Below are 13,911 nucleotides of genomic sequence, written 5' to 3'. Positions count from 1 at the left end.
AAGAGTCCGGTGAACTTCATCGGATTTTTGTATGGACGTCAATTTTTAGAGTCTTCACTTGATTTTTAAAGACTGGCAAACTTTTCTGATGATTTTCATGAAGAGCCTGCGCTTTTATGGTAAAATAGTAACAGAATAAAAGAGGAGAGAAAACATGAAACGTAGTATGTATGCTGGTCGTGTTCGTGAGGAACACATCGGACAAGAAATGACCTTGAAAGGATGGGTTGGTCGTCGTCGTGACCTTGGTGGTTTGATCTTTATCGACCTTCGTGACCGTGAAGGAATCATGCAGTTGGTTATCAACCCTGAAAAAGTTTCTGCAGAGGTTATGGCAACAGCTGAAAGCCTTCGTAGCGAATTTGTTATCGAGGTGACTGGACAGGTCGCTGCGCGTGAGCAAGCCAATGATAAGTTGCCAACTGGTGCAGTTGAGTTAAACGTGACAGCTCTGACAGTGTTGAATACAGCTAAGACAACCCCATTTGAGATTAAAGATGGCATTGAGGCCAATGATGATACACGTTTGCGTTACCGTTACCTTGACCTTCGCCGTCCAGAAATGCTGGAAAATCTTAAACTTCGTGCTAAGGTGACCCACTCTATCCGCAACTACTTGGATGAGTTGGAGTTTATCGACGTGGAGACACCATTTCTTTCTAAGTCAACGCCTGAAGGGGCGCGTGATTATTTGGTGCCATCTCGTGTTAATAAAGGGCATTTTTACGCGCTTCCTCAAAGTCCACAAATCACTAAGCAATTGTTGATGAATGCTGGTTTTGATCGTTACTACCAAATCGTCAAATGTTTCCGTGATGAAGACTTGCGTGGAGACCGCCAGCCTGAGTTTACCCAGGTCGACTTGGAAACGTCTTTCCTTACTGAGCAAGAAATCCAAGATATCACAGAAGGCTTGATTGCGCGTGTCATGAAGGAAACCAAAGGCATTGAAGTCACTCTGCCTTTCCCACATATGAAGTATGATGATGCGATGGCTCTTTATGGTTCTGATAAACCTGATACGCGTTTTGACATGTTGCTTCAGGACTTGACAGAAGTGGTCAAAGGTGTTGACTTCAAAGTCTTTTCAGAAGCACCTGCTGTAAAAGCAATTGTGGTCAAAGGCGCTGCGGACAACTATTCACGTAAAGACATCGACAAGATGACGGAAGTAGCCAAACAGTACGGTGCCAAAGGTCTTGCTTGGGTTAAGGTAGTTGATGGAGAATTAAACGGACCAGTTGCTAAGTTCTTGACTGGCATCCAAGCAGAATTGACAACAGCGCTTGCTCTTGAAGATAAGGACTTGGTTCTCTTTGTGGCGGATACGCTTGAAGTGGCCAATGCAACGCTCGGTGCCCTTCGTGGACGTATTGCCAAAGAGCTTGGCTTGATTGATAACGATAAATTCAACTTCCTTTGGGTAGTTGACTGGCCAATGTTTGAATGGTCTGAAGAAGAAGGCCGCTACATGAGTGCCCACCATCCATTCACACTTCCACAGGAAGAGACTGCTCACGAATTAGAAGGTGATTTGGCTAAGGTTCGTGCCATTGCTTACGATATTGTCTTGAACGGTTATGAGCTTGGTGGTGGTAGCCTTCGTATCAACCAAAAAGACCTTCAAGAACGCATGTTCAAGGCTCTTGGTTTCTCAGCCGAAGAAGCAAATGACCAGTTTGGTTTCCTTCTTGAAGCCATGGACTATGGTTTCCCACCACATGGTGGCTTGGCTATCGGACTTGACCGTTTTGTTATGTTGCTTGCTGGAGAAGAAAATATCCGTGAAGTCATTGCCTTCCCTAAGAACAACAAGGCAAGTGACCCAATGACACAAGCTCCTTCAACAGTAGCTCTCAAACAACTAGAGGAACTCAGCTTACAAGTAGAAGAAGATGAAACAAGCAAAACGAATTAAGCGGTGGCGCTATTATTTGCGTCGCTTTGCTCATCAGATAAAAATTTTACGTGTCTTACAAAGCATCTCTCGCGAAAAATATGATGAGAAAATTTCGGCCTCTCTGGTCTATGGATTTTTATCAGCAGTGGCGGTCAATTTCTTTTTCCAACCAGGACATGTGTATTCGAGTGGTGCGACAGGTCTGGCACAGATTATCTCTGCCTTGAGTAATCACTGGTTTGGTTTTCATATACCGATTTCACTAACCTTCTACGCCATTAATTTTCCTTTGATGGTCTTGGCTTGGTATCAGATTGGCCATAAGTTTACGATTTTTACCTTTATCACGGTATCTATGAGTTCCTTCTTTATCCAGTTCGTCCCTGTGGCGACCTTGACGGAGGATCCCATTATCAATGCCCTTTTTGGGGGTGTTGTCATGGGCTTGGGAATTGGTTTTGCTTTAAGAAACAATATCTCCAGTGGAGGTACGGATATTATCAGTCTGACTATTCGTAAGAAAACGGGTAAGAATGTTGGTAGTATTTCTTTCTTGGTAAATGGGACCATCATGCTGATAGCAGGTTTGACCTTTGGATGGAAATACGCCCTCTATTCTATGATTACCATCTTTGTCTCTAGCCGTGTGACAGACGCAGTCTTTACCAAGCAAAAACGTATGCAGGCCATGATTGTGACCAATCATCCAGAGAAGGTAATTGACAAAATCCATAAAAAATTGCACCGCGGAGCGACCATGATCCACGATGCAGAAGGAACCTATAATCACGAGAGAAAGGCAGTTTTAATTACTGTCATTACACGTGCAGAGTTTAATGAATTTAAACAGATTATGAAACAGGTGGATCCAAGCGCCTTTGTCTCTGTATCGGAGAATGTTCATATTCTGGGACGATTCGTTGAAACAGAAAATTAGTAACAAAAAAACCAGCGTGAGCTGGTTTTTATTTTTCAATAATTTTGTGGGCAATTAACTGACGGTAACAAATTTGCTTATTGCTTTTAGCATCGTTGATAATCTGGAGGATAGTTTCAAGAGAAACACGACCAAGTTCTAAGCTATTGATATCAACATAGGCCGCCAAGTTGAGCTTGGGATTGACCGAATCGAAGCTGAGAACAGGGACATCCAGTTGATGCTTAGCGATATAGTCACAGACCCCTTCGGCTAGGAGACTATCGGTTGTAATGATAGCATCAATCTGTGGATCATGCTGAAAAAGGAGTTTACTAAATTGATACCCTTTTTCTTCCAGGAACTCCGTTGCAAAATAGGTCAAATTTCCGTCAATAGGCAGTTGGTGTTGTTTGAGTGCGGATTCGTAACCAGTTAGACGGTCTTGTGTAACGAAGAGTTTCTTAGCACCTCCAATGAAGGCAATTCGTTTGCAACCTTTTTTGATGAAATATTCGGTTGCATCAAAACCAGCTTGGACATTGTCGTTGTCAACAAGAGGGATAAAGGGTGAAATGGATTTTCCTAGGATGAGGAAGGGAAACTGCTCATCAGCGACCAGTTTGACCAAGGGATCTTCCTCTTCGGCATAAAGGAAGATCAAACCATCCACACGTTTACCGTAAACCATCTGTGAAATCGCTTTAAGTCGCTCTTTTTCATCTTTACCTGTTGCAATCTGAATAGCATAGTGGTTTTCAGAAGCGACCTGAGCGATACCACGGAGGACAGATGGGAAGAAGGGATTTTGATAGAAGGCGTCTGAGTCGTCAGGAAGGACCAAGCCGATAACTTGGGTATAACTACTTACCAAGCTACGAGCGTTGAGGTTGGGGTGGTAATTGAGCTCCTTCATAGCCTTGCGAACGCGTTTTTTAGTTTCGTCGCTAATGGTTGATTTATTTTGAATAACACGGGTTACGGTTGAAGGTGAAACACCAGCAGCCTTGGCCACATCTTTAATCGTAACGGGCATAAAAATCTCCTATTTATGATAATCTGGATCACGGAAATGCGTTTTATAAAAAATAGTGACCAGATATAGAACAAAAAGAATGTTTTGTACAGTAATGAGGGTTGTCATATTTTGGCCAAATAATCCCAAAATAAGTGTAATCAGAGTTGGTAATCCTAAACAGTTCAAGATAAAATGGTAGCACTCTTTAAAGGTCCTAAATGAAAAGAGGCGTGATTTCTTAGTGATATAGAGGAGAAGACTCGCTCCTATAGAGACGATAAAGAAATTCAAACCAAAGAGGAAGCTCGCACCGAGAACTAGAAAGAGACTGATATAGACACGATTCTGCTGGTACCAGTCTTTAGAAATGGCTTGGGTCAAGCTGTCTTTACTTTTGAAACTCTCAGTCTGAATGGCTTGGTAAGAGATGCGGGTCAGTTCCTTCCCTTCCTTGCTGATGACCAGTTCTTTTGTATCGAAATGCAGTTGCAAGTCTTTAGGTAATTCCTTGCTTTGATTTGGACCGATCACAATAGAAGGCGTTTGACTAGCTGTTCCAGTATAAGTTAATTTGCCATCAATAATTGTAGCGTGTTCAGAGAGATCCTGGACAACCTCATCTGTCAATGGTTCATAGACATTATCGATAAAGGTTTCTAGCGGATAAGTATCCTGTGAGCTATTTTGGATGGCAATAGGTACCATAGACAAGCTGATAAGGAAGATACTGGTAAAGAGAAGCTGAAACCAGTTGAGTCCGAAACGTTTGGACAGGGGCCTACGAAATCCCCAAATACTTGAAAAATATGAAAATGGATATGGAAGCATTTGTATCTTTCTAAAAGGTGTTTTCTATATGAGTATTATTATATAGAGAAATGTGCTTTATTTCAAGTCTAGGGGATAAATTGCTTGCTACAAGGATATTATTTACAGTAGCAATCGCTAATACTCAATGAAAAAGAGCAAACTAGGAAGCTAGCCGCAGGCTGTACTTGAGTACGGCAAGGTGAAGCTGACGTGGTTTGAATTTGATTTTCGAAGAGTATAAAATGAAAAAGGGTGGCGGGGATAAATTATCCCTTGTCGCCACCACTTGTAAGTCCTGAAACAAAGTTCTTTTGTAGGAAGAAGAAGAGAATACAGATTGGAAGGGCGATGAGGATAGCACCTGCTGAGAAGTAGGCAATCTTCATGTTTTTCACATTGTTAACGAAGGTTTGGAGACCAACGGCAACGGTAAAGTATTCTTTCTCACGAAGCAAGAAACTAGAGAGGATATAGTCTCCGAAAGGTCCCATGAAGGCCCAGAGAGCTTGAACAGCAATCATTGGGCGAACAAGTGGGAGAACAATTTGCCAGAAGCGGCGGAAGTGTCCTGCACCGTCTAGTTTTGCAGATTCGTCTAGAGACATTGGTACTGTATCGAAGTAACCTTTCATCAGCCAAGCATTCATTGGGATACCACCACCAACGTAGAGGAAGATGAGGAACCAGCTGTGGTTAAGGGCGTTCAACATAAGTGCCATAACGAAGAAGGCTGTCAAAGCGGCCATGGTTGGCACCATTTGGATAATCAAGAAGAAGACCAAACTTTGTTTACGAGCCAAGAAGTTGTAACGGCTGTAAGCATAACCAGCAAGTACGATGATGCTTGTTTGAACAGCCATGGTAATCAAGGCGATAATCAAAGTATTGAGGTACCAAGTACCGTACAAGGTTTCAGAGAAGAGCCCTTGGAAGTTAGCAAAACTAAAGTCGACGTTGCTGTCTAGTTTGAAGGCTACTACGTTACCAGTCTTGAAGGCTGACATGATAGTAATCAAAAGTGGATAGATAATCACGATTGAAAGGCCAATCAAGTAGAGGTAAGTAAGGGTTTGAGTCAGTCTACGTTTGAGTTTGATTGAGTTATTCATCTTAGACGTCCTCCATATCAAATGCGTGTAGTTTCTTGAATGCGATCATAGAGATTGAGATGACAATGATAGAGATAATCAAGGTAACAGCTGCCGCCATAGAGTATTGAGGAGATGTACCAGTTGTCAAACGGTAGATCCATGAGATCAAGATATCGGTTGAACCAGCTCCACCACCGACACTACCAGGTCCTCCAGCGTTGAAGAGGTACATGATAGAGAAGTTGTTAAAGTTGAAGGTGTATTGGCTAATCAAAGTAGGTGCCGCAACGGCCAAGATCATTGGGAAAGTGATGTTGCGGAATTTTTGCCAAGCATTGGCACCGTCAATATAAGCTGCTTCGTAAAGGTCGTTAGGAATAGATTGTAGGATACCCAAAGTCAAAACGTAGATGTATGGGAATCCAAGCCAACCTTGCATCATAATCAAGGCTATCTTAGTCCAAGTTGGGTCTGTTTTCCAAGGAATAAGAGCACCATCAAGGAAAGGAAGGAATTTAGCCAAGATTGGCAATACTTGAGTGTTGATAGCTCCTACACTATCGTTAAACATGTTTGAGAATGTCAAGATAGTGATGAAGGCTGGGACAGCCCAAGGAAGAAGGAAAATAACACCAAAGATACGTTTTCCTTTGATAAATGGTTGGTTAGCAATGATAGCTGTGAAGATACCGATGACGATCTGTAAAGTTGAGGCAGCCAGAGCCCAGATGATGGTCCAAGAAAGAACGGCACCAAAGGCAGAACGGAAGGTACTCAAACTCCAGATGTTCGTAAAGTTGGTCAAACCAACCCAGTCCAACAATTTGTTTGGTGGCAAGTGTTGGAAGTCATAGTTGGTAAAGGCGATCATCAAGGTTACGATAACTGGGAAGATAATCGCAAAAGTCATTGCAATATAAGATGGAATGATCAAGAGGTAAGGGAAGCCATTTTCATAGATTCCTTTGATCATATCTTTTAGCGTAAGTGGTACTGGAATTCCATTGTTAATACGTTTTGCGATTGTATGTGCATCTTTAATATTTGAGAAATAAAAGAGCACATAAACGACTACAAAGATTAAATGGAAGGCACCACGAATCAGCATAAAGAGGGAATTATCACGACCTGGCTTGTCACCAAGAGTGATGAGATTGCTTAATTCAGGGGCTGCAAGTGCTAGGAAATAAAGGACAAAAACAAGGGTTACACCAAGGAAGATAAAGCCTTTGGCTTTTTGTTTATTGTAAATCTGTCCTAACCCAGGAATGATAGACAGCAGGGCTGCTTTACTAGGTTGTTGCTTTTCCATAATAACTCCTTTCATAGGATACTGGTTTCTAATCAAAACCTAAACTATATATGTTTTTCTATTGATAAATTCAAAGGGGGATTTGAATTCCACCCCCCTTGAACAAATTTTTTATTCACCAAATTTTTGTTTGATTGTTTCTTTGATCAATGTTACAGCATCGTTAGCAGCTGTTTTAGCATCTTTCTTACCGCTTACAGAGTCAAAGAGCATGTTAGCAGCTGGTTCCCAAACTGCAGACATTTGAGAGATGTTTGGCATTGGTTGAGCGTTCTTGAACTGTTTGATAACAGCTGTTGTCAACTCATCGTTTTTACCTTCAGCGTATGAACGAGCTTCAGTGTTAGCTGGGATTTCGTTAGTCTTATCGTAGAAGGCTTTTTGTTGTTCAGTTGAAACAAGGAAGTCTACAAATTTTTGTGCGCCTTCAAGGTTCTTAGTGCTTGATGGGATGATCCAAGCTTTACCACCACCGAATGCTGCGTAATCTTTTCCGTTTGGAAGAGTTGGGATAGTAGCAACACCGTAGTTTACTTTAGCATCTTTGAAGGCTTGAGCTTTCCAAGGTCCATCAATGATAGCAGCTGTTTTACCTTCTTGGAATTGAGTTTGGATTAAGTTTCCAGCAGCTGTACCATCTTGCATACCTTTAGGCCATTTTTCATACCAAGATTTAGCGTAGTTGATACCTGCGATAGAACCGTCGTTTGCAAGACCGATGTCTTTAGCGTCTTTACCGTTTTGTCCGAATACGTAAGCACCGTTACCAGCAAGAAGTCCGTATGCAAAGTAGAAGTTTGTCCAGTCAGCTAGGAAAGCAGAAGTTTTTCCATCTTCTCCAGCGAATGCGTATTTGCTATCTTTAGCAAGGTTTTCTAAGTCAGCAAAAGTTTTTGGAGCTTCTTTTACCAAGTCTTTGTTGTAGTACATAACAAGTGACTCGATAACGGCAGGAGCACCGTAAACTTTACCGTCAGCAGCTGTTACAAGAGATTTAGTTTTATCATCTGTTTTAGCGCCGTCGCTCAATTTAACTTCTGAAAGTTGTCCGTCAGTACCAAGGCTACCTACACGGTCGTATGGTGCCATCATAACGTCAGCAGCTTGACCTGATTGGTTGTCAAGAGAAAGTTTGTCAAGACCACCAAGTTGGTCACCAGATTTGATGTTAACTGTTGTTCCTGATTGTTCTTTATAAGCTTTAGCAACTGTTTCAGCATAAGCTTTGTATTGATCTTCAACGTAAAGAGTGATTTCTTTTGCTTCAGATGAACCAGCATCAGCAGCTTTTTCAGCAGGTTTGCTTCCGCAAGCTACCAAAAGCAAGCTAGCAAGTGTAACAGTTCCAAGCACAGCAGCGCTCTTCATGAATTTAGATGACATAGTGTATTCCTCCTAAAGAATAACAAATTTTATAATGAGGAAACGCAAACGTTTTCCTTTATGGGACTAGTATAGCACAATCGGAAAGCGGTTGCAAGTATTTTTTGTAAAAAATTTAAAATTTTTTTACAAAAAGAAAACGCTTTATTGCTTTTTAATAGTAGAAATAATAAAAAATCTTTAAAGACAGGGTTGGTAAGACAGCGAAAACGATTGCTTTAATCGATTATAAATAATTAAAGTAATTGGGTCTTTAGTTTTGTAAAATAAGGTAAGGGAGATTGATAATACTATATTATCAGTTGAATAGAGAATATATATGCGAGTACAAAGAAAAAATTTAAAAAAAATAATCAAAAAAGTTTTTTAAAACCGCTTGCATTTATCAAAAAAATACGATATACTTATTTTAACGCAAACGTTTGCGTTCGTAAAAATGTAATATCTAACTATAAACACATGAGGTGCTTATTATGAAAAAACGTCAAAGTGGTGTGTTGATGCACATTTCTTCTCTTCCAGGGGCATATGGAATCGGATCATTTGGTAAAAGTGCTTACGACTTCGTTGATTTCTTGGTTCGCACAAAACAACGTTACTGGCAAATCCTTCCACTAGGAACAACTAGTTACGGAGATTCTCCTTACCAATCTTTCTCAGCCTTCGCAGGGAACACTCATTTTATCGATTTAGATATCTTGGTGGAACAAGGTTTGTTGCAAGCAAGTGACCTTGAAGGGGTTGACTTTGGTAGCGATGCGTCTGAAGTTGATTATGCGAAAATCTACTATGCACGTCGTCCTCTTTTAGAAAAAGCGGTAAAACGTTTCTTGGAAGTAGGAGATGTTAAAGATTTTGAGAAATTTGCTCAAGACAACCAATCATGGCTTGAACTCTTTGCAGAATATATGGCTATCAAAGAGCATTTTGACAATCTTGCTTGGACTGAATGGCCAGATGCAGATGCTCGTGCTCGCAAAGCTTCAGCACTTGAAAGCTACCGTGAGCAATTGGCAGACAAGTTGCTTTACCACCGTGTGACTCAATATTTCTTCTTCCAACAATGGTTGAAATTGAAAGCCTACGCTAACGATAACCATATTGAAATCGTTGGGGACATGCCAATCTACGTAGCGGAAGATTCAAGCGATATGTGGGCAAATCCACATCTCTTCAAGACAGATGTCAACGGTAAGGCGACGTGCATCGCAGGATGCCCACCAGATGAGTTTTCTGCAACTGGTCAGCTTTGGGGTAACCCAATCTATGACTGGGAAGCAATGGACAAAGACGGATACAAATGGTGGATTGAACGCTTGCGTGAAAGCTTCAAAATCTATGATATCGTTCGTATCGACCACTTCCGTGGTTTCGAATCTTACTGGGAAATCCCTGCTGGTTCTGACACAGCAGCACCTGGTGAGTGGGTGAAGGGTCCTGGCTACAAGCTTTTTGCAGCCGTTAAGGAAGAGCTTGGTGAGTTAAACATCATCGCAGAAGATCTTGGTTTCATGACAGACGAAGTTATCGAATTGCGTGAACGTACTGGCTTCCCAGGAATGAAGATTCTTCAATTTGCCTTCAACCCAGAAGACGAAAGCATCGATAGCCCACACTTGGCACCTGCTAACTCAGTTATGTACACAGGAACACACGATAACAATACGGTCCTTGGTTGGTACCGTAACGAGATCGATGATGCGACTCGTGAATACATGGCTCGCTACACGAACCGTAAAGAATACGAAACAGTGCCACATGCTATGCTTCGTACAGTCTTTTCATCAGTTAGCTTCATGGCAATTGCAACTATGCAAGATTTGCTAGAATTGGATGAGGCAGCTCGTATGAACTTCCCATCTACCCTTGGTGGAAACTGGTCTTGGCGTATGACTGAAGATCAATTGACACCAGCTGTTGAAGAAACTTTGCTTGACTTGACGACAATTTATCGCCGAATCAATGAAAATTTGGTAGAATTAAAGAAATAATACAATATCAGGAGACACCTTAAACATGTTATCACTACAAGAATTTGTACAAAATCGTTACAATAAAACTATTGCAGAATGTAGCAATGAAGAGCTTTACCTTGCTCTTCTTAACTACAGCAAGCTTGCAAGTAGCAAAAAACCAGTTAATACTGGTAAGAAAAAAGTTTACTACATCTCAGCTGAGTTCTTGATTGGTAAACTTTTGTCAAATAACTTGATCAACCTTGGTCTTTACGACGATGTTAAAAAAGAACTTGCAGCTGCAGGTAAAGACTTGATCGAAGTTGAAGAAGTTGAATTGGAACCATCTCTTGGTAATGGTGGTTTGGGACGTTTGGCTGCCTGCTTTATCGACTCAATTGCGACTCTTGGTTTGAACGGTGACGGTGTTGGTCTTAACTACCACTACGGTCTTTTCCAACAAGTTCTTAAAAACAACCAACAAGAAACAATTCCAAACGCATGGTTGACAGAGCAAAACTGGTTGGTTCGCTCAAGCCGTAGCTACCAAGTACCATTTGCGCACTTCACATTGACATCAACTCTTTATGACCTTGATGTTCCTGGTTACAAGACAGAAACTAAGAACCGCTTGCGTTTGTTTGACTTGGATTCAGTTGATTCTTCTATCATTAAAGACGGTATCAACTTTGACAAGACAGATATCGCTCGCAACTTGACTCTCTTCCTTTACCCAGATGATAGTGACCGTCAAGGTGAATTGCTCCGTATCTTCCAACAATACTTCATGGTTTCAAACGGTGCGCAATTGATTATCGACGAAGCAATCGAAAAAGGAAGCAACTTGCATGACCTTGCTGACTACGCAGTTGTCCAAATCAACGATACTCACCCATCAATGGTTATTCCTGAGTTGATCCGTCTTTTGACTGCTCGTGGTATCGAACTTGACGAAGCAATCTCAATCGTTCGTAGCATGACTGCCTACACTAACCACACAATTCTTGCGGAAGCCCTTGAAAAATGGCCTCTTGAATTCTTGCAAGAAGTGGTTCCTCACTTGGTACCAATCATCGAAGAATTGGACCGTCGTGTGAAAGCAGAAGTGAAAGATCCAGCTGTCCAAATCATCGATGAGAGCGGACGTGTTCACATGGCTCACATGGATATCCACTACGGATACAGTGTTAACGGGGTAGCAGCACTCCACACTGAAATCTTGAAGAACTCTGAGTTGAAAGCTTTCTACGACCTTTACCCAGAAAAATTCAACAACAAAACAAACGGTATCACTTTCCGTCGTTGGCTTATGCATGCTAACCCAAGCTTGTCTCACTATTTGGATGAGATTCTTGGACATGGTTGGCACCATGAAGCGGATGAGCTTGAAAAACTCTTGTCTTATGAAGATAAAGCAGCTGTCAAAGAAAAATTGGAAAGCATCAAGGCTCACAACAAACGTAAATTGGCTCGTCACTTGAAAGAACACCAAGGTGTGGAAATCAATCCAAACTCTATCTTTGACATCCAAATCAAACGTCTTCACGAGTACAAACGCCAACAAATGAATGCTTTGTACGTAATCCACAAATACCTTGACATCAAAGCTGGTAACATCCCTGCTCGCCCAATCACAATTTTCTTTGGTGGTAAAGCAGCTCCAGCCTACACAATCGCTCAAGACATCATCCACTTGATCCTTTGCATGTCAGAAGTTATTGCTAACGATCCAGCAGTAGCTCCACACTTGCAAGTAGTTATGGTTGAAAACTACAACGTTACTGCAGCAAGCTTCCTTATCCCAGCATGTGATATCTCAGAACAAATCTCACTTGCTTCTAAAGAAGCTTCAGGTACTGGTAACATGAAATTCATGTTGAACGGAGCTTTGACTCTTGGTACTATGGACGGTGCTAACGTGGAAATCGCTGAGTTGGTTGGAGACGAAAACATCTACATCTTTGGTGAAGATTCAGAAACTGTTATCGATCTTTACGCAAAAGCGGCATACAAATCAAGCGAATTCTACGCTCGTGAAGCTATCAAACCATTGGTAGACTTTATCGTTAGCGATGCAGTTCTTGCAGCTGGAAACAAAGAACGCTTGGAACGTCTTTACAATGAATTGATCAACAAAGACTGGTTCATGACTCTTCTTGACTTAGAAGACTACATTAAGGTTAAAGAACAAATGCTTGCTGACTACGAAGACCGTGACGCATGGTTGGATAAAGTCATCGTTAACATTGCCAAAGCAGGATTCTTCTCATCTGACCGTACAATCGCTCAGTATAACGAAGATATTTGGCACTTGAACTAAGATACAAATTCATACTAATACATTTTGTAAAAAAGCGAGTTTCGATTGAAATTCGCTTTTTTGATTACTTTTGTAGAAATAGATCTCTGATACTACATCGAAAGGATTATCTATATAGAATTGTGGCTTAAAACTATTCCTTATCATTATTTTTTCTGAAAATTGTAAGAAAGTGTGTTAAAATGAGAACGTATACAAGTGGTTATTGGAATATCAAATTAGAATTTAAAGAGGTCATTATGAGTAATTTGGAAATAGGGAAACGAATTCGCACCTTACGAACTGAAAAAGGATTGAGTAGAGAGGCCTTTTGTGGAGATGAAAAAGAACTTACTGTTCGTCAGTTGGGCCGAATTGAAACTGGAAATAACTTACCTAGCTTAGCGAAACTGGACTATATAGCAGAAGTGTTAGGGGTTCCGATGTCTCAGTTAATTGATGAGGGATTGTTAATTGTTCCTAAAGAGTATTTAAAACTAAAAACGAAATTGATTCGTCAATCTATTCATGGAGATGAAGAAAAAATCCGCCAGCGGGAGGCTATCTTTGAAGAAATTCAAGAACGTTTTTATGACCAACTTCCTGAAGATGAGCAAGTAGCAGTTGAGATTCTACAAGCTATTGATGATGTATATGTTTCTGAAAATGCCGAATTTGGAGAAGGTTTAATTGAGGAATATTTTGAACAAACAATGTTACGAACAGAATATTCGACAAATGATCTACTGATATTGTACTTATATTTTTTATCTCTAGCTGTTAATTCAGAACGAGATGAAATAACTTTAAAAAAAGTTTGTCTAAATATTGTATCTCAAACAAATTACGAAGATGCCAGTTATACTCATCTATTGCAAAGGGTACTTATAGGATTAGTTCTTTATCAAATCGATATTGATTATCATGAATTTATTCCTGAAATATTGAGTATGTTAAGAGAAATTATGATTGAAATAGGAGACACTAGTTTAAAACCCACAGTTGATTATTTAGAAGCAAAGTATTACCTCTATGGTAAAGGAAATGAAGAAAAAGCCCTACAGTATTACGACAAAGCTATTATGGGAGCAGAGTTTTTAAATGATAATTTATTTAAAAACCAAGTTTTAGAGGAAAAAAATCTAGACTTCCCAAACATTTGATTTGTACATAATAGATATTATTTTCAATAACTGAAACAACAGGACATAAATGTCAGTAGACAAA

The 13,911-nt window shown here is 40.6% G+C and carries 10 protein-coding genes; 5 read left to right on the top strand and 5 right to left on the bottom strand.

Going from position 1 to position 13,911, the window contains the following annotated elements; translation table 11 throughout:
- Positions 1–154: 154 nt before the first annotated feature.
- Together aspS and EII37_RS09450 are read left to right on the top strand one after the other, a co-directional pair.
- The gene (aspS, locus tag EII37_RS09455) at positions 155–1,918 is read left to right on the top strand and encodes an aspartate--tRNA ligase (RefSeq protein ID WP_070479560.1); all 1,764 of its coding nucleotides are present in this window, start codon (positions 155–157) and stop codon (positions 1,916–1,918) included.
- Positions 1,896–2,837, top strand: coding sequence for a YitT family protein (locus EII37_RS09450; RefSeq protein WP_124788398.1), 942 nt, complete (start codon positions 1,896–1,898; stop codon positions 2,835–2,837). The genes aspS and EII37_RS09450 overlap by 23 nt, the downstream gene beginning before the upstream one ends.
- Positions 2,838–2,865: 28 nt before the next feature.
- Here EII37_RS09450 and EII37_RS09445 read toward each other — a convergent pair whose 3' ends face one another.
- The 5 genes from EII37_RS09445 to EII37_RS09420 all read right to left on the bottom strand — a co-directional run bounded on the left by EII37_RS09445 (position 2,866) and on the right by EII37_RS09420 (position 8,430).
- The gene (locus tag EII37_RS09445) at positions 2,866–3,852 is read right to left on the bottom strand and encodes a LacI family DNA-binding transcriptional regulator (RefSeq protein WP_084950479.1); all 987 of its coding nucleotides are present in this window, start codon (positions 3,850–3,852) and stop codon (positions 2,866–2,868) included.
- A 9-nt stretch (positions 3,853–3,861) separates the two neighbouring features.
- Positions 3,862–4,662 carry a DUF1189 domain-containing protein gene (locus EII37_RS09440; protein WP_084950478.1) on the bottom strand — a complete coding sequence of 267 codons (801 nt, stop codon included), beginning with the start codon at positions 4,660–4,662 and terminating at the stop codon, positions 3,862–3,864.
- A 248-nt stretch (positions 4,663–4,910) separates the two neighbouring features.
- Complete coding sequence (locus EII37_RS09430) at positions 4,911–5,753, bottom strand: sugar ABC transporter permease (protein ID WP_042900152.1); 843 nt, start codon at positions 5,751–5,753, stop codon at positions 4,911–4,913.
- 1 nt (position 5,754) lies between these two features.
- Positions 5,755–7,047, bottom strand: a complete 1,293-nt coding sequence (locus EII37_RS09425; RefSeq protein WP_173875697.1) for a carbohydrate ABC transporter permease — start codon at positions 7,045–7,047, stop codon at positions 5,755–5,757.
- A gap of 111 nt (positions 7,048–7,158) precedes the next feature.
- Positions 7,159–8,430 carry an extracellular solute-binding protein gene (locus EII37_RS09420; RefSeq protein ID WP_124788396.1) on the bottom strand — a complete coding sequence of 424 codons (1,272 nt, stop codon included), beginning with the start codon at positions 8,428–8,430 and terminating at the stop codon, positions 7,159–7,161.
- A 473-nt stretch (positions 8,431–8,903) separates the two neighbouring features.
- On the opposite strand from EII37_RS09420, the gene malQ reads away from it, so the two are divergent.
- The 3 genes from malQ (at position 8,904) to EII37_RS09405 (ending at position 13,847) form a co-directional block, all read left to right on the top strand.
- Entirely contained in the window at positions 8,904–10,421 is a 1,518-nt protein-coding gene (gene malQ / locus EII37_RS09415; RefSeq protein WP_124788395.1) for a 4-alpha-glucanotransferase, read from the top strand.
- 25 nt (positions 10,422–10,446) lie between these two features.
- The gene (glgP, locus tag EII37_RS09410) at positions 10,447–12,705 is read left to right on the top strand and encodes a glycogen/starch/alpha-glucan family phosphorylase (RefSeq protein ID WP_124788394.1); all 2,259 of its coding nucleotides are present in this window, start codon (positions 10,447–10,449) and stop codon (positions 12,703–12,705) included.
- A gap of 239 nt (positions 12,706–12,944) precedes the next feature.
- On the top strand, positions 12,945–13,847 hold the full coding sequence (locus EII37_RS09405) for an XRE family transcriptional regulator (RefSeq protein WP_185695996.1): 903 nt from the start codon (positions 12,945–12,947) through the stop codon (positions 13,845–13,847).
- Positions 13,848–13,911: the final 64 nt, after the last annotated feature.

This window comes from Streptococcus sp. OH4692_COT-348, from assembly GCF_003859975.1.
Classification (GTDB): domain Bacteria; phylum Bacillota; class Bacilli; order Lactobacillales; family Streptococcaceae; genus Streptococcus.
Note: the sequence above shows the minus strand (reverse complement) of the source record. Positions and strands in the feature narration are given on the sequence as shown.